This window comes from Halobacillus massiliensis, assembly GCF_900166625.1.
GTDB classification, from domain to species: Bacteria; Bacillota; Bacilli; order Bacillales; family Halobacillaceae; genus Halobacillus_A; species Halobacillus_A massiliensis.
In genome coordinates, this window is the sequence record NZ_LT800499.1 from 938,686 (window position 1) to 961,629 (window position 22,944).

21 protein-coding genes and 1 pseudogene are annotated in these 22,944 nt (G+C 40.1%); 19 read left to right on the forward strand and 3 right to left on the reverse strand.

What is annotated here, in order from left to right; genetic code table 11:
• On the reverse strand, positions 1–557 hold a 557-nt coding region (gene wecB / locus B7E06_RS04665; RefSeq protein WP_082235901.1), incomplete at its 3' end, for a non-hydrolyzing UDP-N-acetylglucosamine 2-epimerase.
• A gap of 839 nt (positions 558–1,396) precedes the next feature.
• Here wecB and B7E06_RS04670 point away from each other — a divergent pair.
• The 4 genes and pseudogenes from B7E06_RS04670 to B7E06_RS22405 all read left to right on the forward strand — a co-directional run bounded on the left by B7E06_RS04670 (position 1,397) and on the right by B7E06_RS22405 (position 4,266).
• A complete protein-coding gene (locus tag B7E06_RS04670; protein WP_179133953.1) occupies positions 1,397–2,644 on the forward strand; it encodes an O-antigen ligase family protein in 1,248 nt (415 codons plus the stop codon).
• A gap of 509 nt (positions 2,645–3,153) precedes the next feature.
• On the forward strand, positions 3,154–3,285 hold the full coding sequence (locus B7E06_RS22210; protein ID WP_281249033.1) for a hypothetical protein: 132 nt from the start codon (positions 3,154–3,156) through the stop codon (positions 3,283–3,285).
• 155 nt (positions 3,286–3,440) lie between these two features.
• Positions 3,441–3,644: a hypothetical protein gene (locus B7E06_RS22400; protein WP_082232902.1), complete on the forward strand. Its 204-nt coding sequence runs from the start codon at positions 3,441–3,443 to the stop codon at positions 3,642–3,644.
• A pseudogene (locus B7E06_RS22405) lies at positions 3,610–4,266 on the forward strand (DUF6904 family protein). Before B7E06_RS22400 ends, B7E06_RS22405 begins: the two are co-directional and overlap by 35 nt.
• A gap of 577 nt (positions 4,267–4,843) precedes the next feature.
• Here B7E06_RS22405 and B7E06_RS04690 read toward each other — a convergent pair.
• Positions 4,844–5,110, reverse strand: a complete 267-nt coding sequence (locus B7E06_RS04690; RefSeq protein ID WP_179133955.1) for a helix-turn-helix domain-containing protein — start codon at positions 5,108–5,110, stop codon at positions 4,844–4,846.
• Between the two features lie 275 nt (positions 5,111–5,385).
• On the opposite strand from B7E06_RS04690, the gene B7E06_RS04695 reads away from it, so the two are divergent.
• The 3 genes from B7E06_RS04695 (at position 5,386) to B7E06_RS04705 (ending at position 7,504) form a co-directional block, all read left to right on the forward strand.
• On the forward strand, positions 5,386–6,012 hold the full coding sequence (locus tag B7E06_RS04695) for a cell wall hydrolase (protein WP_082232906.1): 627 nt from the start codon (positions 5,386–5,388) through the stop codon (positions 6,010–6,012).
• A 73-nt stretch (positions 6,013–6,085) separates the two neighbouring features.
• Entirely contained in the window at positions 6,086–7,063 is a 978-nt protein-coding gene (locus B7E06_RS04700) for a 2-hydroxyacid dehydrogenase (RefSeq protein WP_082232907.1), read from the forward strand.
• 189 nt (positions 7,064–7,252) lie between these two features.
• Positions 7,253–7,504 (forward strand): hypothetical protein, encoded by a 252-nt coding sequence (locus B7E06_RS04705; RefSeq protein WP_082232908.1) that lies wholly within the window; start codon positions 7,253–7,255, stop codon positions 7,502–7,504.
• Positions 7,505–7,721: 217 nt separating this feature from the next.
• Here the strand turns inward: B7E06_RS04705 and B7E06_RS04710 are convergent, their stop codons facing one another.
• Positions 7,722–8,180: a hypothetical protein gene (locus B7E06_RS04710; protein ID WP_179133956.1), complete on the reverse strand. Its 459-nt coding sequence runs from the start codon at positions 8,178–8,180 to the stop codon at positions 7,722–7,724.
• A gap of 295 nt (positions 8,181–8,475) precedes the next feature.
• Here B7E06_RS04710 and B7E06_RS04720 point away from each other — a divergent pair, with 295 nt between their 5' ends.
• The 12 genes from B7E06_RS04720 (at position 8,476) to B7E06_RS04775 (ending at position 22,939) form a co-directional block, all read left to right on the forward strand.
• Positions 8,476–9,198 carry a DnaD domain protein gene (locus tag B7E06_RS04720; RefSeq protein WP_082232911.1) on the forward strand — a complete coding sequence of 241 codons (723 nt, stop codon included), beginning with the start codon at positions 8,476–8,478 and terminating at the stop codon, positions 9,196–9,198.
• Complete coding sequence (locus B7E06_RS04725) at positions 9,195–9,521, forward strand: hypothetical protein (RefSeq protein WP_082232912.1); 327 nt, start codon at positions 9,195–9,197, stop codon at positions 9,519–9,521. Before B7E06_RS04720 ends, B7E06_RS04725 begins: the two co-directional genes overlap by 4 nt.
• On the forward strand, positions 9,518–10,786 hold the full coding sequence (dnaB, locus tag B7E06_RS04730; RefSeq protein ID WP_082232913.1) for a replicative DNA helicase: 1,269 nt from the start codon (positions 9,518–9,520) through the stop codon (positions 10,784–10,786). Before B7E06_RS04725 ends, dnaB begins: the two co-directional genes overlap by 4 nt.
• 115 nt (positions 10,787–10,901) lie before the next feature.
• A complete protein-coding gene (locus tag B7E06_RS04735) occupies positions 10,902–12,152 on the forward strand; it encodes a GTPase (protein ID WP_082232914.1) in 1,251 nt (416 codons plus the stop codon).
• Positions 12,153–12,300: 148 nt separating this feature from the next.
• Positions 12,301–12,996, forward strand: coding sequence for a hypothetical protein (locus tag B7E06_RS04740; RefSeq protein WP_082232915.1), 696 nt, complete (start codon positions 12,301–12,303; stop codon positions 12,994–12,996).
• A 142-nt stretch (positions 12,997–13,138) separates the two neighbouring features.
• Positions 13,139–13,552, forward strand: coding sequence for a DUF4181 domain-containing protein (locus B7E06_RS04745; RefSeq protein ID WP_082232916.1), 414 nt, complete (start codon positions 13,139–13,141; stop codon positions 13,550–13,552).
• Between the two features lie 146 nt (positions 13,553–13,698).
• Positions 13,699–14,610 carry an LCP family glycopolymer transferase gene (locus B7E06_RS04750; protein WP_245807671.1) on the forward strand — a complete coding sequence of 304 codons (912 nt, stop codon included), beginning with the start codon at positions 13,699–13,701 and terminating at the stop codon, positions 14,608–14,610.
• Positions 14,611–14,722: 112 nt separating this feature from the next.
• On the forward strand, positions 14,723–16,081 hold the full coding sequence (gene mgtE, locus B7E06_RS04755; protein WP_082232917.1) for a magnesium transporter: 1,359 nt from the start codon (positions 14,723–14,725) through the stop codon (positions 16,079–16,081).
• 339 nt (positions 16,082–16,420) lie between these two features.
• The gene (locus B7E06_RS04760) at positions 16,421–16,792 is read left to right on the forward strand and encodes an ArsR/SmtB family transcription factor (protein ID WP_082232918.1); all 372 of its coding nucleotides are present in this window, start codon (positions 16,421–16,423) and stop codon (positions 16,790–16,792) included.
• Between the two features lie 24 nt (positions 16,793–16,816).
• On the forward strand, positions 16,817–19,420 hold the full coding sequence (locus tag B7E06_RS04765; RefSeq protein WP_082232919.1) for a heavy metal translocating P-type ATPase: 2,604 nt from the start codon (positions 16,817–16,819) through the stop codon (positions 19,418–19,420).
• Positions 19,421–20,163: 743 nt separating this feature from the next.
• Positions 20,164–20,541: a sporulation protein gene (locus tag B7E06_RS04770; protein WP_082232920.1), complete on the forward strand. Its 378-nt coding sequence runs from the start codon at positions 20,164–20,166 to the stop codon at positions 20,539–20,541.
• Between the two features lie 811 nt (positions 20,542–21,352).
• Positions 21,353–22,939: a solute:sodium symporter family transporter gene (locus B7E06_RS04775; RefSeq protein ID WP_082232921.1), complete on the forward strand. Its 1,587-nt coding sequence runs from the start codon at positions 21,353–21,355 to the stop codon at positions 22,937–22,939.
• Positions 22,940–22,944 lie beyond the last annotated feature (5 nt).

The window sequence follows — 22,944 nt, forward strand, 5'->3', positions numbered from 1 at the left end:
ACCGTTGTGTTTAAAGCATCAATCGCTGTATTACCCGTAACAAAAATATGGTCAGCCGGCTTATTTTCTTCAAGCAGATTATCGCGCGACTTATTCGTTGGAGCAAAATGAAGATCAGCCATAATTCCTGTGAGCTGGCGGTTCATTTCCTCAGGGTAAGGGGAATACTTATCCCATGTTCGCAGTCCTGCTTCAACGTGGCCAACTGGAATTTGATTATAGTAAGCAGCAAGCGATGCAGCAAAAGTCGTCGTAGTGTCTCCGTGAACTAAAACGATATCCGGCTTCGCTTCCTTCAAGACATCATCCAGCCCTTCAAGCGCACGGGTTGTTACCTGTGCGAGCGTCTGACGGTCTTTCATAATATTCAAATCAAAATCAGGTTTTATTTTAAAAATATCAAGCACCTGATCAAGCATCTCCCTATGCTGAGCGGTTACCGTTACGATAGGCTCAAACTGTTCCGTTCTCTTCTTTAATTCTAAAACGAGAGGAGCCATTTTAATCGCTTCCGGACGAGTGCCGAAAATAATCATAACCTTAAGCTTTTTTGACAATTAAATTCCTCCTATAATATGTAAGAATATAGTTTCCTTAAAATTAATATCTTTTATGTTAAGGATCTATACCTAATTTAATCATATATAGAATTCTAATAATACCTCTAGAAGTAATTGTTTGAAAAAATTTGAAAATCTTTTTAGTATAAAATGTAAAAAGATACTAATTATAATTGAAAATTTAAATGTTTGAATAGCTTACAAGATATGATGTATAAAAATTATATTTACGTAAATTAGAGTGTTTCATGATTGTATCTCATTTAAATTATCTGTTACAGTCATAAATTCAACGCCTCCTTTTTATTTGTCCTTTAATACATTCCTTTCTCAATACCTATACTATACCTTCTTAAGTGACTTAGGTGATACTTTGGGGGAAATTAAAATGCCTGCAAAAGTAAGCTTTTCCAAACATAATGTAACCTACTTTATGTCTTACCAGTCCCTGGTATAATATATAATGAAAACTATTCAGCCTTAAAAAGATGAAGTATTCCCAAATGTTAGAGGAGAATCATGAGAGGAATGACGTACTGATTTTTTCCAATGTCATTCTAAACATATGATGAAAACAATTATTATATAGAAGTATCCAGGTGATGCTTGAATTACATGGCATACAGTTTATGGGATATCGTTAATTTAAATATTCAATAGTATGGTTTAATAATGATTTAGTTGGAGTAGATTAAGATGGTCATTTTATGCTTACATTAAATCAATTGGATCAACTATATTTAGAAAGTTCAAAGGTTAAAAATAAAAAAATCTCCTATTGTTGGGAATGAATTGTTATAATGACATTCATAAACAAACACATGGGAGATTTTAAAATGAAGTTTATGAGAATGTTTTTGAGTGGTGAATTTCTATTCGCTGTTTATCTTTTTTCAAGCACGATCAAACTGGCTTTTAATGATATATTGCCTGCATTTGTGGATTTAACAGCGATCTTTTTATTATTGTCATTACTAGCAGGATTAAAGAAAAGTATATATGAAGGCATTCCTAAAAGAGTTATATTTCCTTCAGGATTATATGCTGCGATATGTTTAATTATGTTAGTTAGCATATTTTACTCAACGAGCGAAAACTATGCAATAACAAAAGTAATTGAATTTATTGTATTAACAGGATGGTCTTTTATAGGTGGTTTCTTTTTAGTAAGGGATCACCAATCTCTAAGACAATTCCTAAAGTATTTGTTATTTATCGCAGTTGGCGTATCTTTGTATGTTTTGTGGAGCTATTTCAACTCACCGAATTTAGACGTAGGTAGAGTTGGTGTTGCCGGGGGAAGTGTATTAGGGTTAGCAAAAATAACAGGTATGGGATCAATCATAATTTTACTTCTTTATTATTACGGTCGATCTTCTAAGAAAGAAAAGGTGTTCTCGGCCTTTGCTCTTGGAATAATGGGATTTGTACTACTATTAACAGGTTCACGTATGGCCCTGATTGCTTTAGGGTTTACGGTATTACTCGTGTTTATCCTATCGTTAGACTTCACACAAAAAGACATTAAGATTAAAAAAAGAGTATTAAAACTATTACCTTTAATTCCTCTAGCAGGAATTGCTGGATTTGTTTTGTACCGAAATGGAACAATTGATACTCTCCTTATTCGAATTGGTTATTTATTCAATCAGCAAAGCAACTCAAATTCAGTATCAGGTAGGTTGGAACGTTATCAAGTAGCTTGGGATATGTTTTCTAATTCCCCTCTTATGGGTAATGGAATCGGAAGTTTCGCCATAGAATATACAGGAATAGATCAGAGGAATTATCCGCATAACATATTTTTAGAATTTATGAGTGAAATGGGCACAGTTGGGTTTATTTTATTCTTAGTTTTGCTATTAAGCTCTTTTTTAGCAATATTTAGGATGGTATGGATTAGAAAAATAACCCCTGAAAAACTATGTGTGATATTATTGCTTGTCTTTCAACTTATCAACGTAAACACAACTGGTGATTTTAACGACAATCGTATTTTCTTTGCTCTTCTAGGTCTGACATTAACTATCAGCAGTATAAAAGTTCAAGGAAGCAACTTAGTTAAACAAGTTAAGGTAGCTTAGTAGGAAAGAAAATGCTTATGATTCGAGACTTTTAGGGAAATTAATACTTAGTATTGAAATACAATTTTGGAGTTTTTGAAGACTTCATGACTAAGAGAATGAACCTAAAGGAAGTGGATTTAACAAAACTATTAATCCCTAAAAAATTCCTGAATTTTGGGGTCAGACACTCATTACGTTAGAAGAATAAAGGATGACGTAGCGCCATTGACCGGTTGGTGTTATGTTCTTCTTATCAGTTATATATGTGTATATCAGCATATAGGCATTTATGGAATTCGTGATCTGCCCCTGTACGTTAAATTTGCTAAGGAACCATGTTTTGATAAGTATTAGAGCAAAGACCTCCGGTTTCAGATCTGTTGTCGTGAATAAAGTAAATTTGTATCGGGCAAATTAGCAGTTTAATGGACTACAGACAGGGGAAAATCAAAATTCCGTTTTTGAGGGCGGTGCTATCATTGCTTACACTAAATACACCGAAGGACAGCTTTTGAGGAGGTAAGGGGATGGCGAGAAAACCAAGGATTTGGTATCCGGGAGCTATGTACCACGTGATGGCACGCGGGAATCGAAGGGGAGATCTATTTTACTATCATGCAGATTTTGAGGAATATAAAAAACTGCTGGTTTGGTGCTAGAAAGAATTTCCTTTCCATCTTCATGCGTATTGTTTAATGACCAATCATGTCCACCTTTTATAAGAAACTCGGCATCTTTCCCCTGGAGAAAGTATGAAAGCTTTGCACACAAATATGCCATTTACTTTAATAAACGGCATAAGGTGAGTGGTCACTTGTTTCAAGGCAGGTACCATGCAACGTTAATTGACACGAACCAGTATTTCTTAGAAGCAAGCAAATATATTCATTTAAATCCTCTGGAAGCGAACATGGTAGCTTTAGCTGCTGCTTATCCCTACAGTAGTTATGCTGTCTACTTGGATCCTCACCCAGAGGGGGAGTGTGTATCTACAGAGAGGGGAGTTACTTGCTTATGATGGGGCAAGGCTTCGCGTACTGGGGATATGCTATGATCTCCGTCATGTTATGATGGGAAATCGTTCGATTAAGCGTGTGGGAAATGGGTTGGATCGAGAGAAAATGCGACACTTATCTATCGTTGCAAGTGAAGAAAATCTCTAATTATCAATTCAAGTTCTATGGCCGGAGCTATTATTTGTAACGATAGCTCTCAAAGACTTTATTAAGGAATATGCAGGCCAAAACGCCCGACAGACAAGCAGTTACTTAGAGCATCTTAAGAATATTTGGAGGGAGGAAATAGCTCACATTCGAATGTTTCAATCTCAAATAGCTAAAGCAATAGCTTCTATGGTTCCTGCTTCCTCCTATACACGTATGATGAACCTGCTGAATAAGAATGATTACTGGACAAAGGGCTACACCACTCAATATGTGGATGTGTTAAACAGCAAGTTTATAGATATGGATGCAGAAGAACGCGAAAAACAACTAACAATTATAGCGAAGCGGTTAACAGAAACTGGGGAGGAGTATAAGGAAGTAGAGGAAGTGGTGTTAGAAGCTGCACACAAATATCAATGCTCTCCAGAGGATATTCAGCTCAATGTGCATTACCCAGAAGAAATTGATTGGTAACCCATAGAGTTCTAACCCCAATATCAATTCAAATAATATTCTTTAAAGCACTCAATCATTTCTATATTTAAATCCATATCATAGGTTCCTTTTATTATATTCACCCAATCCCTTATGAGTAGCTGTTGCATCTCTCTATCAGGAATGGACATGATTTCATTTGTGTAATAAAGAAAGGTGAACTTACTCTCCTTATCATAAATATGTATGCTCCTCATACCTTTTTCGTCTAATTGAGTATGTAAGATCGTATATCGCATTAAATGATTCCTCCATTTGCTATTAAATTTTTTATCTGGGATTAAATTTGTACTTTTTGAAAGGATTATTTAAGGTGGGGTTTTTAAAACAAGGGATTTTGAATTTTTAGAAATGTAGGATTATGGTGATTAAGAGGATCATCAGTGTGTATAATCCTCTGCTAGGGTTTTTGGTAATTTTATAAAGTGGATAGAGGCGATCCTCTAGCTATTGGGGGATTTAAAAATGAATGGAATGGAGAGAAAGCGGCTTTTTATAGTTGCTTTTTTATTCAGCTCCTTTCATTTGGTATAAATTCTTAAGAGCCATTCTCTTCCTATTCCTTCTCATCTTTCGTTAGGTGTTCTTTTGAGGTTTGAAACTTCACACCTAATATTATACATTCCCCTCCTAGTGCGTCATTGAGGTTAAACATGTTGTCCATAGAAGGGAATTTATCCCCCGTTTCAATATTGCTTATGAAAGTAGGGGAGACCCTAATTGCTTCTGCGAGTTCTTCCTGAGTGAGGTTCATTTCTATCCGTCTGTTTCGAACGGCAGTCCCAAATAACTGTCTTCTTTTCTTCATCATATTTTTACTCATACCAGAATTTTCTTCTTCAACGGCAGAAAGTTCCATAAACTCAGGGTGAAGTTTTTACACTAGTTGGATATTTCCGCTGTTTTTTAAAAGAAACTTCAACAAGTGAGCTTTTTTTCGGTCTAGGGCTTAGGAAATAAACAAATGAATGATTGGATAACAGTTTCTCTTGTTATGACAATACTTTTAGACTTTTCCTCCTGTTTATCCATTAATCCGTTTTATGGCTGATCGACAGGGTACGTGGCCTATAGGCTTTTACATAAGGAGGAAGGTTTATGAAAAGATATTTGATCGTATTTACTATGCTATTATTTACTGCTTCATTTTCCCCAAAAGAAACATCGGCTCAATCTATTTTATCGAACGGAAGTCAGGGACAAGCGGTGACAGCTGCACAGGAACAGTTGACGAAACTGGGCTATTTGGATGTTGCACCGACTGGGTATTTTGGAACATTAACTGAAACAGCAGTCCAGCAGTTTCAACAAGACTTTAACTTATCTGCAGATGGAGTGCTGGGACCTCAAACATCCTATCGCCTTGTTGAAATGGAGAAAGTGGCACGTATTGTGAATGGAGAAGCACGTGGAGAGTCGTATGAAGGAAAAGTGGCTGTGGCAGCTGTTATTAAAAACCGTGTGAATTCTTCCGAGTTTCCTTCAACGATTGAGGGTGTGATTTATCAGACGAACGGGTTCACTCCTGTAGCAAACGGCCAGTATGGGTTGAGCCCAAACAGGGATGCTTACCAGGCAGTGAAGGATGCGTGGCGTGGCTGGGATCCAAGTAATGGATCCACATACTTTTACAATCCTCACACCTCGACTTCCCAATGGATATTTGACAATACCATCTCTCATAAAAGAATCGGCAGTCATCTCTTTGCACACTATGCGGAGTAGGGGGTTAATCTCTTGACCGATCGGTGAAGTGGAGTACAATAAAGCGTATACACTCGTGGAGGGAGAGGGCAAAATGAAGCCAAAAGTTTACATAGCAAAACCCGTCTCACAGGAAGTAGAGAACTATATCGCCGAACACTGTGATTACAAAATGTGGAGGGAAGAAAACAACATTCCAACAGATGTCCTGATGAAAGAAATTCAGGATGTTGATGGATTGATGATTCCTAAAGCGAAGGTCGATGAAAACTTTATAGAAAAGGCGTCTCACCTGAAGGTCATCAGCCATATTGCCGTCGGATATGAAACGTTAGACACAGATCTTATGGCTGAGCACAACATTATCGGCACGCATACGCCTTATGTACTTGATGACACTGTAGCGGATTTAATCTTTGGCTTAATGTTGAGTAGTGCTCGAAGAATCAGTCATCTCGATCGATATGTGAAAGATGGAAAATGGATCAAATTAGATGATCCTTACTTTTTATCAAAAGATGTTCATCATGCGACATTAGGGATTATCGGTATGGGACGAATCGGTGAACAGGTAGCCAAGCGGGCTGCCCTTGGATTTGATATGAACGTCCTGTATCATAACCGCAGCGCCCGTCCAGAGGCCGAAGAGAAATACGGCTTACAGAGAGAATCGATGGAAGGGCTTCTTGAGAAATCAGACTTTGTATTAGCGATGGTGCCGCTCACAGACGAGACTCGTCAGCTGATTGGAGAGAAGGAATTTAACTTAATGAAGCAAGACGCCATTTTCATTAATGCCGCCCGTGGACAGGTCGTCGATGAGCAGGCGCTTATCAAAGCCTTGCAGGAAGGATCCATCGGGGGAGCAGGCTTAGATGTGTTTGAAGAAGAACCGATGCCTTTAGATAACCCGCTGCTTCAATTGGACAATGTCGTCACAACGCCACATATCGGGTCCGCAACCGCCAAGGTGCGTGAAGCGATGGCAATGAAAGCGGCGGAGAACCTGGTAGCCGGGGTTACGGGTCGAAAGCCGGAGAATGTAGTGAAAGAGCTGCAGCATTTAGTTTAATAGAATAATGGAGAAGACAGCCTTTTTATAAGTGCTGTCTTTTTTCTGCTCACTAAAATTTACAATGAGGAAAAAATGATAAACGTTAAATTTACGTTTCTCCAATAGTTTCATAATCTCCTGCTGATACACTACGTAATAAGGAGAAAGAATCTCCTGAATCTATAGGGGTTAGAAGGAGGAAGGATTATGAAGAGTATAGGGAAACTATTTCTGATGTTTGCCGTATCCGTATTTTCCGAAAGACTCATTTGCTCGATCTGGCGTTTAAATGCACAGGAGTCCAAGACCATCCCTCCCCTCGACGCTGGCATAGTAGACGAAATTGCGCTGTCTGGCTGCTGGGACGAGAGGGAATTGCTTTACAGTGACAATGAAACGATAGCAGCCGGCAGATGGCATGATGGGGACACGAATGTTTTGACGCTACGCAAAATGTGAGGCAGCACTCCCTGTGGTTAATGATCAGTAAATGCTCGCTCGAAAATAGAGGCCTGCCAGGCAGTAAAAGTTGCCTGGCACGGCAGGGATCCGAGGATGTGGATTTGTTATGATAGCCTTTGACAGAGGGCTTTTTTTGTTGGAAAAGAATTTGGATTTGATGATAATTTACGAGTGAGGATTAATATCCTGTTTAGGAGACTCCCAGCCCTCGTTCTTATGGAAAAATCCCCAGCTTCACCAGTTTCCGAGAGATCCAGTCAATCGTTATAAAACCCCATAAATATAGTAATAAGGTATAAAAAAAGTTCCATTGATCCCCATACTCTAGCAGCTTCATTAAAGTTGTGACATATTCAACACCTGTCATACCGGCGGGAAAACATAGATACAGCAAAGCGGCATTTCTTTTCTGGTAGATCATTAAATAGGAAAACCACACGGCAGCAACCGTAATAATGCCTAAATCGACAAATAAGGAATGCAGAAGATATACTTCTGTTTTAGTATGGATAATCCATACACCAGCATGGATCCCAAGCTGATTAATGGTGAGAGCTATTAAAGCAGCAATGGGAGCGATCGTAAAGAAGATCTTCGGTGCGCATCGGTAAATATATATAGCGGTAATCCATGGAATAAGAAAACCTAGTACAATCATCTCCAGCAATGTCATCACCTCATTTTTAAACAGTATTTCTATTAAAAATGAGTAAATATACCTGGAAATAAACTGGTAATTGATAGAGTAGCTGTCGAATGCTTGGTATATATGGCTTTATAGCGATAAAAAAGTTCATTATAGTGTCCGTTTTTCTTGAAAATCAGTCAATTGGAAGCCCGAGAAAGTTCCACAGAAAAAAATTTTATAAAAAATTAAAATTTATGACACCTGAATGCTCCGATCTTTCGATTATAGATATGACGGAGTATTTTTTCATGCTCCAAAACAATTTAGGAGGCGTTACTGTATGAATTATATTAAGGAAATGAATGCATTTCATGATGAACTGGAGTTGAATGGTGTATCGTCATCAGCCCAGGTGCTTTGGTATTTGCTGATGCAGTTTAACAACAAGACAGGATGGAAGCAGGAATTTTCCGTGCCGACAGCTGCAATACTAGTAAAATCTGGATTGCCGGAGAGTACGTTTCTTCGTGCGCGACGAGAGCTGGAAGAGAAGGGGTATATCCATTTTCAAGGAGGCAGCCGTACGAAAACACCTGCATATGAAATGATTTCTCAGGTAAAGGAAAGTCAGGCGGCGGAAGAGCCGAAGGACAGGGTGAAGGAAGAAGCGATGGATGAAAATAAGGATAGCGCGGAGGATCTATTTAAAAGAAAAGAAAGGAAACGAAAAGAGAATGTAGGAGGGAGCCGTCAGCCGCATACCTTTTATGAACAAAACCTCGGAATGATCACTCCGTTTATGGCGGAGAAGATTACCGACTGGTGTGAACGGCTTAGTGATGAAGTGGTAATCGAATCGATGAGGATTGCAGTGGAGCACAACAAGCTGTTTTTCAGCTACTGTGAAGGGATCTTAAAACGCTGGGAGAACCAGCAGGTGAAGACACTCGCTGATGTGAAGCGGGTAGAAGCGAAACCTGAGCGTAAAAGCCGCAAAAAGGATGACCGGGCGATCAAGCTAAAAGCGATGGTTGATGAGTTTAGAAAGGAGCGCCGCATATGAAATATGAACAAGCTGTACAAGTGCTGGAGACGATTGAAGAGCTGTATGAAGGGAAGTTTATGATTACGAAACGAAAGCTGGCCGTTTTTGTACCAGAGCTTGAAAATATGGAGTTCGAACGTGTAATGGACAAGGTGTATCATTACGCCTCTAAGTTTCCCCTGCCGCCCACACTGTCTGATATTGCTGCATATCCTCCGAAGAAGGATGACTACCTGGAAAAGATGCGGCGCTGGGATGAGGAAGCGGCCAGAGTACCGAAAGAGACGAAGCGGCTTTTTCAAGAAAAGTTTGAAGAGCTGTTAAGGAAGGTGAGCCCATGATTTATAACGAGGAAGCTGAACAGTCCGTTATTGGAAGTCTGCTGCTTGAAGGAGATCTCGCAAAGGACATTACGTTACGAAGCGAGCACTTCTGTGACCATCGCCACCGCCTGATTTACGAAGCAATTCGCAAGATTGAAAGAGCCGGTGAGCCCGTAAATATCGTCACCGTCACGACCGAGCTTTATGAAAAAATTAACGGTGCCGGAGGTGTCAGCTACTTAACAGAGCTCGCCGCGTCCATCCCCACTACCTCAACCCTCAAGCACCATCAGCGCCTCGTCCTCGATGCCTACAGAAACCGCAAAACGAAAGAAGAAGCCACACACTATATCCAGAACCCAAGCGAAGAATCGCTGAATCAGCTGATGGCCCGGTTTGAAGAATACCTTGGTGAAGGGATGGTTTGTGAAGATGTATCCAACTACGAAGCCCTCCTTACCATCAGCCAGCAGATTTGCAATCCCCCAGAAGACCACATGACCGGCTTTCCGACAGGCTACCACGACATCGACCAGCTCACAGGCGGTACCCAAAAAAGCGACCTCATCATTGTCGCCGCCCGCCCCTCGATGGGCAAAACCGCCTTCGCTTTAAACCTCGCTTCTCACCACTGCAAAAACGGAGGCAGCACCCACCTCTTCAGCCTCGAGATGCACAGAGAAGCCCTGCTGAAGCGCCTCCTTTCCTGTGAAGGAGAAATCGATGCCCAGAAATGGCGCAGCCTCAATTTTTCCAATCGTGACTTCGAAAACTGCATGACCGCCGTCGGCGAAATTGCCGAATGGAACCTCCACATCCACGAAAGAACCCGTACCGTCTCGGATATTCGCGCAACGATTAGACAATCCATCCGCATGCATGGCGATAAACCTCTCATTATTATCGACTACCTGCAGCTGTTATCCGCAAGCGGCCGCTTCGAACGCCGCGACCTCGAAGTCGGCGCCATCACCCGCGAACTAAAACTGCTGGCGCTTGAGCTCGATATCCCCATCGTTTTACTCTCCCAGCTTTCCCGTGGCGTAGAGCAGCGTAAAGACAAACGTCCGCTGATGTCCGACTTGCGCGAGTCCGGCAATATTGAGCAGGACGCGGACGTGATCAGTTTTTTGTACCGCGACGATTACTATAAGCGGGATGGGGGAGAGAATTATGAAGTGGAATTGATTATTGGAAAGCAGCGAAATGGTCCGGTGGGGACGGTGAAGCTTGGGTTTGAGAAGGAGTATGGAAGGTTTGTTAGTCTAGGAAGTGTTAGATAAGGGTAATTAAAAAGAAGATTAAAAATTCCCAGCAAGGGACTTATTTTCTTTGAAAGGATGGCTAAAAATTTTGAGGAGAGAAAAAATATAAAGCATTACCCACAGGAGGTCTATTATGACGAAGGAAAATATAGAAAGTTATTCTCAAATGAATGATTTATTGGATTTTATTTTAAAAGAATTAGAAAAATCTAAGATTCCTAAAGGAACGAAAGCGAAAATAAAAGCAGAAATCATGGAATTGAAAAGCTTTTTACTAGATGCCCGGCCGGCAAGGATCGCTATTGTAGGTAGGAGAGGGGCAGGAAAATCAAGCTTAATTAATGCCATCTTTGGAGAAGAAAGAGCTGCCGTTGGCGACGTTAAACCGGAAACGGCCAAAGGGAAGTGGCATTCTTACACCTCAGATTCAGGAACATTAGAAATTTTAGATACCAGAGGATTAGGGGAAGGAGAAGCGTCCAGTCAGGATCACAGTGAACATACACCACTTGAAGAGCTGCAAAACTCCATTAAAGATAAATGTCCTGATGCTATTCTTTTCTTAACAAAAGCGAAAGAAGTGAGTTCGAGAATCGATGAAGATACACAAGAACTCTTAGCATTAAAAAATAGTATTAAGGATATTCATGAATACAACATTCCTATTATTGGAGTCGTGACTCAAGTTGATGAGTTATCACCCAAGTCTGTAGACCAACCTCCATTTAATAATGACGTGAAACAAAATAATATAAACGAAGCGATCACCGTACTTTCCACTAAATTAGAAGAAGCGGTTTCTACTCCTGTCAATGTCATACCCGTTTGCAGTTATTTTGAGATGGAAGAAAATCAAATCGTCTATGATATTCGCTGGAATATTGATGAGTTACTGAACTACCTCATCGAACAACTGCCAAACGAAGCCCAGGTGGTACTTGCCAAGTTAGCGAAGGTAAAAGCCGTCCAAAAAAAGTTATCAAGGAAAATAGGTAAACTAGTATCCAGCATGACGAGCGCGGTCGGTGCAAATCCAATCCCTATCGCAGATTTGCCGATCATTACAGGCTTACAGATGGCCATGATTAGTTCAATCGCCATTATCAGCGGAAGAAAACTAAAGAAGAAACAACTGATGGAGTTTCTAGGCGCATTAGGAGTTAATCTAGCTTCAGGCTTTGCCTTAAGGCAAGCAGCCCGAAAATTGGTGAAATTAATCCCTGGGGGAGGGAGCGTGATTTCTGGCGGGATTGCTTTTGCCGGAACTTACGCTTTAAGTGAAGCGGCTATTGCCTACTTTATTGATGAGAGTCCCCTAGAGAGTGTGAAAAGTATTTATAATGATACGTTTAAACGGAAGAGGAAGGAAACGGATGAAGAATAATTGTAGACTTAGTCTAGTTTCCTGAACCAGAGCTGAGGGGCGAAATTTTAACTTTTCGTCCTAGTCTTTTCCTCCTACATGCTGCATAACTTTTTTTATGGCATTACGAAAAAAGCGCATGTGTTCAAGCATAAAGGGGGCCCGGTGGATGAAATTCCTGAAGACAAAAAGAACGTATTACATCTTAGGGGGAATTGCAGGAAGTATTGCCGTTTTCTTTCTCTTTTTCTGGATAGGACATTCCAGTGCAACGGTCGTATTAAATGAAGAAAAAGCCGGTTATGAAGACCTTATCCAAAAGCTTGAACAGAAAAGCGGCGAGCTTAAAGACACAGAAGCCCACTTAAAGGAAGAAAAGCTGAACCTTTCTTATGTTATGGAAGAGTTAGATGAAGAAAAAGACAAACTGCAAGATAAGCGGGAAGAAGTGAAAGAAGCTCTTGCAGTTGTAGATGCGAAAGAGGACACACAGAAAGAACTGGACGCTCTCAAAAAGAAAGTAAAAGGAGCGAAGGAAGAAAAAGAAGCGCTGGATAAGGAAATTAAGGGGAAACAGGGTGAAATTGAATCACTGGAAGCTGCCATTAAGGAGAAAAAGGAAGAGCCTTTGGAATTCCCGGCTGGTCAGTTTTTTGTCGGTCATGATTTGCAAGGCGGCCGCTACAAAGCTGTTCCCATTGGAGAAGGCAGCAATTTTTTCGTGTATAACAGCGATGGCTATGCGGACGTAAATACGATTCTTAGCAATAGAAGCGACTTTGGAGTACCTGAGTATGTATTTGTGTGCGGGGAAGGGGATATCATTCAGTCGGAGGCTCCTTTTCGGTTAATTCCGGTGGAGTGAATTTTTTTGGAGAGCAAAGAAAACCTTGCTCTCTCTTTTTTATGTTGAAATATCTACATTATTGAAAATATGGCAAAAAACAGTAGACGAATTAAGTTTGGTATGAGAGAGTCGGGGCAAAGTCAATTTAAGGAGGAAGCCTATGAATCATAGTGTAATAGAGCCGGAGAACTGGATGTCTTTTCTTTTGGTACTTGTCATTAGCTTCTTTATTATCATAGGGAGTACCTACTTATTAAGGCGGAAGCTCGGAGCAGATGCGGGTCGCTTTTTTGCAAAACCTGTGAATGAAGTGCATAAGAAATGGGACTGGGCTCTTCGTATTTTATATATCATTATGATCATCGTCACAGGTTTTATAGGTTATCCTGACCCTATCTATTTTTTATGGGTGGTTATTGTTTATCTCATCAGTGAAAGCCTGCTTCAAGCTCTAATGGAGTGGAAATATGCGGAAAATCGAATGAATTACAAAATGACGCTAATAGAATTGGTGCTTTATCTTATTCTTTTATTAGGAGTAGTTATTTATTTGAGTTTCCAAGGTCTATTGTGATTGGTATTCCTACGGCCATGGATTTTTACAATTGAATACAGGAGATATGAATGATAGAAGGCATAAAGACTAGTATTTTTTCCTTACATATAGTAATTAAATGGAGAGAAATGTATAATGAAAAATTAGAGGAAGGAGGGAAAAATTTGAAAAAGAAATGGTGGATCATTCCATCCATTATCATTGGCGTACTTATGATAGGTGTGGGGATTTTTGCACTTAATCATTACAACCATGCCAAAACGACGGTCAATGACGAGATGAGTGAAGATATCACTTCAATAGACACCGTAATCGGTGAGAAAAAATTAAAGAACCAGGAATCTTTATCAATTCTACTTATGGGTGATGATGCCCGTGCTGATGAAGCCGGAAGATCTGATGCCTTAATGGTATTAACGCTTGATCCTGCCAATGATCGCAGTCAGCTGATCAGTATTCCGCGTGATACTCGTACCGAGATGGTGGGAGACAGTCCGCAGGCGGGAAAGATGGATAAGATTAACCATGCGTACGCCTTTGGAGGAACAGATATGGCGGTACAGACGGTACAAAATCTGCTTGATATCAACCTTGATTATTATGTGCGTATGAATATGGAAGGCATGCAGGATATGGTGGATGCGTTAGATGGGATTACGGTTCAGAATGACCTTGATTGGAAGGATAAAGGCTTCCATTACCACCAAGGCGAGCTCGCACTGGATGGCGCTCAGACGATGGGATTTGTCCGTATGAGGTATGAAGATCCAAATGGAGACTTCGGACGTACAGAAAGACAGCGAAAAGTGATCAAAGGAATTGTTGATAAAGGAGCTTCTGCTGGTTCTGTAACGAGAATTGGAGACATCCTTGATGTGCTCGGCAGCAATGTGAAAACGAATATGGATTTTAACACAATGCAAAAAATGTTCACGGACTACAGAGATACGAGAAAGTCGATGGATTCCTACCAATTACAAGGAACAGGGACGAAAATCGACGGCATTTATTACATGGAAGTCAGCGATGAAGAAGTCAATAAAGTGAATGATATGATTCAGGAATATCATTCTTAACTAGACGGAGGTCACCTCCCTGCTGTGGAGGTCATTATTTAATACTCGATGTTGACGATTCGTCAACAATAGAGGGTGGATAAAAAATAAAAGTGTATTGAGGGATAAGTATATGTCGAATACAATGACAGAGCATGAAACTACTTTGACAATGATACGTTTACTTTCCAAAAGGGAGAAACAGCACTTCCAGAACCTGGTTGATGAACTGCAGCCGTATGATCTGGCTTATCACTATGTATCGCTTCCTGAAGATTTGCAGGACCCATTCCGCCTATATTTACGGGAAGATCAAGCAGCGGCACTGATGAGAGAATTGGATCAAGACGAACAGCTGCATTTTATCCAAAACCTCGGGCTGGAGAAATCGTCGGCTGTCCTTAACTTAATGGAAAATGATGATGTTGCTTCCTTATTGGATAATCTTGAAGTAGATGAGCTCGAAAACATTTTATCTAAAATGAATAATGAGGAATCCGAAGCTGTTCAGCATTTGATGAATTATCCTCCTGAAACCGCTGGAAGAATTATGAACAACCGCTATGTTTGGATTCCTGAAACCTATACCGTTCGTGAGGCGGTGGATAAGCTTAAAGATTTTGCCAATCTGGCCGAATACTTAAATTATTTATACGTTATAGATGAAGAGAAGAGGCTCGCGGGTGTCGTATCCTACCGTGATCTTCTTTTAAGGGAAATGTCTGACAAGATCGAAGACATCATGAACAAACGAGTCATCACAACCGATGTCCTCACAGACCAGGAAGAAGTCGCTCAAATGATCAGAAAGTATGACTTCGTTTCCCTGCCTGTTGTTGAAAATAACCAGAAGCTCGTCGGAATCATTACGGTAGATGACATCCTTGAAGTCATGCACAGGGAAGCGAACGAAGATATTGAAAAACTGTCCGCTTCCGGTAAGGCGATCGATTTTAAAACGAAGCCGCACATTGCAGCAGCTCGACGGCTTCCCTGGCTTGTGCTGCTGTTGTTTATCGGACTGATTTCCGGAAGCATCATCAGCCGATTTGAAGAAACACTAGAATCCGTCGTAGCTCTCGCCTTTTTCATGCCAATGATCGCAGGTATGACAGGAAATACCGGCACACAATCACTCGCCGTCGTTGTGCGTGGCCTGATTAATGAAGAAGTCGATCTCAAACAGGCGCTCCAGCTGATTCTCCGTGAGCTATGGGTAGGAATCATGATTGGAGTCATCTGCGGCATCCTTATCTCTCTCATTGCTTATATATGGAGAGACAATATCATGCTAGGATTTGTCGTAGGCACCTCCCTTTGTATAACACTCATCATCGGAACAATTGCTGGGACAGTCATTCCTCTAATTCTGGATAAATTAAAAGTGGACCCGGCCGTGGCTTCAGGGCCGCTTATTACGACATTAAATGATATTATTTCTTTGTTTATTTATTTTGGACTGGCAAGTGTGTTTATTTCTAGATTAATGTGATGAATTTTAACCCGGATAACTCGGCGCTGAGGAGGTGTCAATGTTATCCGGGTTTATGTTGGTTTATAAGCAAAACGCTACTTTTAGATAGCCGCTTTAAAAATTATTCAATTATAGGACAGAATAATGGAAAACACGTTTTCAAAATATAATAGCCAGTTTTGTGTTCTAGAAGAGAACGAGGAGGAAGATTGTTATCTTATTATGGAGAAGAGACTTTAGAATGAAGTCTCTTTTATTGTACCTGTTCTCAATTAAAAAAATTAAGTTGACTTGGAAGTATATAGAGAATACACTATAAACACATATTCAAACAATCGTTAGAATGAAGGTGGAAAAATGAGTGAAAAGGTAATGAAGAAAGCACCTAAAGAGACTTGTGATAGCTTTTGTTACGATGAAGCACTTGTTCAACGAGTACAGCCGAAAATCGAGAAAGTGGAAGGTGTGGAGCTGATTTTTAAAGCATTATCCGATGCAACACGCATGAAAATTGCGTATGCTTTAACACTAGAGAAGGAACTATGTGTTTGTGATGTAGCTAATATTATTGGTTCAACCACGGCAACGGCTTCTCATCATTTAAGGTTATTACGCAATATGAAGTTAGCAAAATATCGCAAAGAAGGAAAACTCGTGTTTTATTCCTTGGCTGACGATCATGTTCATCAGTTAGTTTCCATTGCTTTATTACACTCTAAAGAAGGATGACTGCAATAGATAGGGGGCCTACCGATGAGTCGTATAGAAAAGGAAGTACAATCAAGTTGTTGCTCTAGTCATACGGAACAGAAATCCAATGAAACCCAAGAAAATAGTTCCTGCTGCTCTGAAAAAGGAAGGCAAGAAGTTTCTAATTCTTCTACATGTTGCGGAAATGATACAAACGAGAAAGAGGATTCAGCTATTTCCACATGCAGTGGAAATGATACAAACACCAAACAAGTACCTACAGAAAGCCCTTCCTCTTGTTGCAGTACGGGAGAAAGTAAAAATAAACCAATGGAAGCAGTGACTAGTCAGCCAGAAGGGCAAAAAACCGTCGAGTATAAGATTTATGGAATGGATTGTCCTTCATGTGCAGCAACTATTGAGAAGGGGTTACAAAAGACCAAAGGAATCCAATCGGTACGAGTTAATTATGGCACTGGGAAAATGACTGTGGGTGCAGACGACCGATCTGTACACGATGAAATACCTAAGCAGGTTCGCAAATTAGGCTTTGAAGCTGAGCCTTTGGACCAAAACAGTAATATACAAACGTATAAAATCGAGGGTATGGATTGTGGTTCCTGTGCAATGACGATTGAAAAGCATTTAAGTAAAAATCCGCATGTGCAAGAGGTTCAGGTTAATTTTTCGACAGGAAAAATGCAAATTGACCATACGACAAATCAAAATGAAATTATTAAAGAGGTCCAAAGAGCTGGATTTGATGCTTCCTTAGATTCAATCAGTAACCAGAGGAAAGGGACTTCTGATAAAAAGAAAAATGGAATCTCAACCACCACTATATCCGGTATATTCCTGGCTCTTGGTTTTATGGGCTCTTTTACCAGCGTAACGCCTGGGTTAATTACGATATTATATGCTGTATCTATCCTGGTTGGAGGATATAAGCCTGCGAAAAGCGCCTTTTACGCCATTAAAAGTGGTTCCTTAGATATGAATGTTCTCATGGCCTCTGCAGCTATTGGGGCCGCCCTCATTGGAGAATGGTTTGAAGGGGCAACCGTCGTATGGCTATTCGCCTTAGGGAATACTTTACAAAACAGCTCGATTGAGCGTACGAGAGAATCGATTCGAAGTCTCATTAATCTGACTCCATCAGAAGCCACGGTTAAGTCTGGGGATCAACTTGTTCGAAAACCAGTAGAAGAGGTAGGAGGCCATGATATTATGGTCATCAAACCTGGAGAGAAAATTCCTCTGGATGGAGAAGTTCTAACAGGTTCATCCAGTATCAACCAGGCTCCCATCACCGGAGAATCCTTACCCGTAGATAAACAGCAAGGCGATACGGTATATGCAGGTACAGTCAATGAAAGTGGATCTTTAGAAGTTAAGGTAACAAAATCAGTAGAAGATACAACGATTGCGAAAATCATTCACCTTGTGGAAGAAGCTCAGGAGAAAAAAGCCCCGACCCAAGCATTTGTGGATCGTTTTGCAAATGTCTACACTCCTATTGTCTTTACTCTTGCTCTACTGATCATGGTAGTTCCGCCTTTATTTGGGTTCGGTTCGTGGGGAGAATGGGTGTATAAGGGCCTTGCGCTATTGGTAGTGGCTTGTCCGTGTGCACTGGTTATTTCTACACCAGTGGCCATTGTATCTGCGATTGGAAATGCAGCTAGAAATGGGGTCCTTATCAAAGGGGGAACATTCTTAGAAAAGGCTGGAGCTATTCAAGCGATTGCTTTTGATAAGACAGGGACACTTACAGAAGGTAAACCAAAAGTAACAGAAGTCATTTCCCTTCAAAACAATCGAGAAGAGTTGGTTGGAATCACCCGAACCATTGAAGAACATTCCACTCACCCCATCGCTCAAGCCATCACCAGTTATGCTGTAGAGCGAAATATTGGTATGAAACAAGGGGAAGACTTCAAAGCCATTGCCGGTAAAGGAGCGCAGGCTACAATTAACGGTGTGGAATACTTTGCGGGAAATCCTAAGCTCTTCAAGGATATGGAAGTTCCTCTTCAAGATATAGAAGAACGCATCGAATCATTGCAAAGCCACGGAAACACGCTTGTAGTGGTAGGTACTCGGACTGAGATTCTGGGTCTCATTGCCGTGGCGGACACCATTCGTGACATTACGGTCCAATCCATTCAAAAGCTCAAGCAAGTTGGGATGGGTGAAATGATCATGTTGACAGGTGACAACGAAGGGACAGCGAAAAAAATTGCGGGCGAGACAGGTGTCGATCGCTACTTTGCTGAGTTATTGCCTGAAGATAAAGTGACCGCCGTTAAGAAATTACAGGATGAAGGAAAGAGCGTTGCCATGGTAGGGGATGGAATTAATGATGCTCCAGCCCTTGCGACTGCTGACCTTGGTATTGCCATGGGTGGTGCGGGAACAGATACAGCCATGGAAACTGCCGACATTGTTCTAATGGCCGATAACTTGGAAAAACTCCCGCATACGATTAGTTTGAGTCGTAGAGCCATGAAAATTATTAAACAGAACGTTTGGTTTTCGTTACTAACGAAACTGGCAGCGCTGCTCTTAATATTCCCAGGCTTTCTAACCTTATGGATGGCCGTGTTAAGTGACACCGGGGCTGCTCTAATAGTTATTCTTAACAGTATGAGATTGTTAAGGAAGTAATCAGCAAAGAAAGATACCCCTCTTTGAAGAGGTGGTATCTTTCTTTATCATTAATCAAAATAATTTAGTTAGAGGTGTGTAATGTTTCAGACAATAGTTACAAAAGAGGATCTTAAGAATTTAATGGGTGTGTACTTATGAGTGTTTCAAGCCAAGGAAGGTAAAAGCTTACGATTATATTGAAGACAACTTAAATGGTCGGAGAGGATCTTAGAGGGACACTTATGATTGCAGCAAATTAAAAACATAGCGACTTGTGAACGTTTGAATTCTTTTTGGAAATTGAAGGATGGAAGGAACATGAGATCCTTCTGGTAATCTACTGTATCAAGAGATTTGAGGATATATTCTTTTTCTGCAGCATAACTGTTGACGAGTATCGAGGCATACAGTAAGATAAGTTTACAGTTTATGAGGATAGACTGCGCTCAAGAAGAGCTTATAATTACTCCAAAGGGGAGTAGCTTACAGTTATGTCGACAATACGTGGTCTCTTGGCCACCGGCTAAACTGGCAACTTAATGTTGTTTGCGAGACCTTTGCCATTTCAGGTAAAGGGATGAAAATAAACATGTTGAAAGACCTTTACCTGTTATCGGTAAAGGTCTTTTTTTAAAATCTATCATAGGAGGAAGATTAATCTTCAAGATGTAGACAAAAAGTTTAGTTAAAAAAAGGTAAGGGCATAACATTATATAAATGCTTTATTTAAATATTTTAGGAGGGCAATTAAACTGAAAAAAATGTTGTTAGATTTTTTAAGAATAGGGCGGCCGAAAATCGATCTCATTCTTGATTCCCAGAACCCAACAGGAGTTAAAGGGACGTTTTCTCTTTATGGTGGCTGGACAGAACACCGCATTCAGCGCCTTGAATGTGATCTCATTAAAGTTTCCAGAGGAGGAAAATTAGAGTTTGTAGCTCCCGTGGTTACCAGACTGATGGCGCAAAGAATTCAACCCAAGGAATATATTGAGGTCCCTTTCAACTACCAGCTGCCAACAGAACTTCCGCCTCTGCAAAAAGGGGAAGTTTATAAACTTCAAACAAGACTCATTGTAGATAAAAATATGAAATGCACAGATACAGATGAATTGGCTGCTGTTCATCCACTTTTTTAATTAGGAAAAGGCTTAATTTAATTGGAGATGAATCCCTTTTTGTTTTGCTACTGTTCTTATGAGAAATATCCTATTATTCGCAGGCCTATGTATGGATAAGTGCAGGGGACAAAGTCAGAGTTTAGAAATATGCTTAAGGTAATATTTTAAAGGAAGATATTACCATTCATAGATAAAAGCTTTTCTTTAGACAAGGTCAAAGAAGCGTAAGTATATTTTGGAAGGAAATTAGGAGCAAATCTTAAACAAAAGGATTTGCTCCTTTTCCTTTTGTTTACAGGGAGAAGCGGAGAAGAAGTCAATTCGAGATAACTTCAGTAACTAACAATAAGTGTAAAAAGCATTCCTATATATTGAATGAATCAACTTAAAATTAACATAAGAAGTAAAGTTCCAATGCCTAAAGTTCATACTCCATTAAATTGATTTTCTGAAAAATGATTTCCTTTTATAATCCAACGGGACCTGAGATTAATCCGATAGTCATGAATATTGCTCCCAAGAACACCACTTAAAGTCACCTTTTCTTAAACGTAAATATACCTCGAAAAGAATAGAACAAGAGAACAAATAGAGTTCAGAGTCTCATAAATTGAAAAAAGCTTTTCAAAGAATATTTCTTATGTTAAGTTATCAAATAGTTAATTAAATTAATTTATAAATGGTTGTAAGCGACTTCAATTTTTTGAATCATGGCAAAACAAAACCGTAAGAGTACATAAGGTTTAGGCATCATTCGTTTTCCAGGTGAGCCCCAAGGTTTCTATAGGAGAAGAAAGTTTACATTCCAGTTAAGAAGGAGAGAGAATATATGAATCTATTTGCGATCGTGTCTTTTTTATTTTTTACTTGTTTAGTTGCTTTAATCTCGTATTATGTTACGAGAAAAGAAGACTTAAATTCGCAGGATGGTTATTTCTTAGGTGGAAGAAGCTTAGGGGCATGGACGATTGCAGGGTCTTTAATGCTAACCAACTTGTCAACAGAACAATTAATTGGATTAAACGCCCAAGGTTATTCGGACACCATTGCTGTCATGGGGTGGGAAGTAGGCTCTGCGATTGCTTTAGTCATTGTGGCCTTTTACCTTTTACCAAGATACTTAAAAGGTGGAATCACAACTATTCCTGACTTTCTGGAAGATCGTTATGATTTTGGCACAAAGCAAATTGTAACCATTTTATTTTTATTTGGTTATGTATTTAATCTGTTACCACCAATTTTATATTCTGGAGCCGTTGCCATTAATGGATTATTCAACATCCCGGAAACTCTAGGCATAGGCAGACTTCCAGCTTTATATCTAACGGTATTAACGATAGGGATTGTTGGCTCTATTTACGCCATTTTCGGTGGTTTGAAAGCGGTTGCCGTTTCGGATTCGATTAATGGTGTTGGGCTTTTAATTGGCGGCTTGATGATTCCGATTATTGGTTTATTCGTGCTTGGTGATGGGTCGATTAGTGCTGGCTTCTCCACGATCCTGCAAGATTCACCGGAGAAGATGAATTCCATTGGTGATTCTGAAAGCCCTGTGCCATTTAGCACAATGTTTACAGGGATGCTGCTTGTTAATCTGTTTTATTGGGGTACGGCCCAGCATATTATGCAGCGTGCGATTTCAGCAAAAAGCTTGAAAGAAGGGCAAAAAGGAGTGTTGATTGCTGCCTTCTTAAAGTTGCTGGGTCCGGTTTTTCTTATTTTACCTGGAATTATCGCTTTCAATATGTTTGGTCCTGATTTAGAACCAACAGATGCTTATCCAAGACTTGTTCATGAGATCTTGCCAACGCCTTTCGTAGGATTTTTTGCCGCTGTATTATTTGGTGCTATTCTTTCTTCCTTTAACTCAGCATTAAACTCATCCGTAACATTAATCGCTTTAAATATATACAAGCCCTATATAAATCCTAAGGCAACAGATAAAGAAGTGGTTCGTAAAGGTAAATATTTCGGTACGGCCATTGCTTTATTCGCTATCTGTATTGCTCCATTAATCGATTTGGTACCCCAAGGTTTTTTCCAATACCTGCAGATGGTCAATGGATTTTATAACGTGCCGATCTTAACGATTATGATTGTTGGTTATTTAACAAAACGAGTGCCAGCTATTGCAGCGAAAGTATCACTGTTTGTCTTTATCTCTACTTACGCAGCAACTCAACTCGTATGGGATACGGGGGTGCATTTCCTTCATATCCTAGCTATTCTATTCGTCATATGTTCAACACTTATGTTATTAATAGGAAAACTTTATCCAAGAAATGAAGATTTCTATCTGGAAGAAAAATCAAAAGTAGATATGCAGCCATGGAAGCTCGTATATCCAGTTGGAATTGCAGCAACCGTCGCCATGATTATTATCTATACACTCCTATCACCGGTAGGAATTTTATAAGGACA

Bases quoted from the DNA above. Each gene is read 5' to 3' on its own strand.
- B7E06_RS04720 (WP_082232911.1), top strand. From the start codon at position 8,476: ATGAATTATATTAAGGAAATGAATGCATTTCATGATGAACTGGAGTTG.
- mgtE (WP_082232917.1), top strand. From the start codon at position 14,723: ATGTCGAATACAATGACAGAGCATGAAACTACTTTGACAATGATACGT.
- B7E06_RS04775 (WP_082232921.1), top strand. From the start codon at position 21,353: ATGAATCTATTTGCGATCGTGTCTTTTTTATTTTTTACTTGTTTAGTT.
- B7E06_RS04670 (WP_179133953.1), top strand. From the start codon at position 1,397: ATGAAGTTTATGAGAATGTTTTTGAGTGGTGAATTTCTATTCGCTGTT.
- B7E06_RS04735 (WP_082232914.1), top strand. From the start codon at position 10,902: ATGACGAAGGAAAATATAGAAAGTTATTCTCAAATGAATGATTTATTG.
- B7E06_RS04705 (WP_082232908.1), top strand. From the start codon at position 7,253: ATGAAGAGTATAGGGAAACTATTTCTGATGTTTGCCGTATCCGTATTT.
- B7E06_RS04710 (WP_179133956.1), bottom strand. From the start codon at position 8,180: ATGACATTGCTGGAGATGATTGTACTAGGTTTTCTTATTCCATGGATT.
- B7E06_RS04770 (WP_082232920.1), top strand. From the start codon at position 20,164: ATGTTGTTAGATTTTTTAAGAATAGGGCGGCCGAAAATCGATCTCATT.
- B7E06_RS04740 (WP_082232915.1), top strand. From the start codon at position 12,301: ATGAAATTCCTGAAGACAAAAAGAACGTATTACATCTTAGGGGGAATT.
- B7E06_RS04695 (WP_082232906.1), top strand. From the start codon at position 5,386: ATGAAAAGATATTTGATCGTATTTACTATGCTATTATTTACTGCTTCA.
- dnaB (WP_082232913.1), top strand. From the start codon at position 9,518: ATGATTTATAACGAGGAAGCTGAACAGTCCGTTATTGGAAGTCTGCTG.
- B7E06_RS04760 (WP_082232918.1), top strand. From the start codon at position 16,421: ATGAGTGAAAAGGTAATGAAGAAAGCACCTAAAGAGACTTGTGATAGC.
- B7E06_RS04765 (WP_082232919.1), top strand. From the start codon at position 16,817: ATGAGTCGTATAGAAAAGGAAGTACAATCAAGTTGTTGCTCTAGTCAT.
- B7E06_RS04690 (WP_179133955.1), bottom strand. From the start codon at position 5,110: ATGAGTAAAAATATGATGAAGAAAAGAAGACAGTTATTTGGGACTGCC.
- B7E06_RS04700 (WP_082232907.1), top strand. From the start codon at position 6,086: ATGAAGCCAAAAGTTTACATAGCAAAACCCGTCTCACAGGAAGTAGAG.
- B7E06_RS22210 (WP_281249033.1), top strand. From the start codon at position 3,154: ATGGCGAGAAAACCAAGGATTTGGTATCCGGGAGCTATGTACCACGTG.
- B7E06_RS04725 (WP_082232912.1), top strand. From the start codon at position 9,195: ATGAAATATGAACAAGCTGTACAAGTGCTGGAGACGATTGAAGAGCTG.
- B7E06_RS04745 (WP_082232916.1), top strand. From the start codon at position 13,139: ATGAATCATAGTGTAATAGAGCCGGAGAACTGGATGTCTTTTCTTTTG.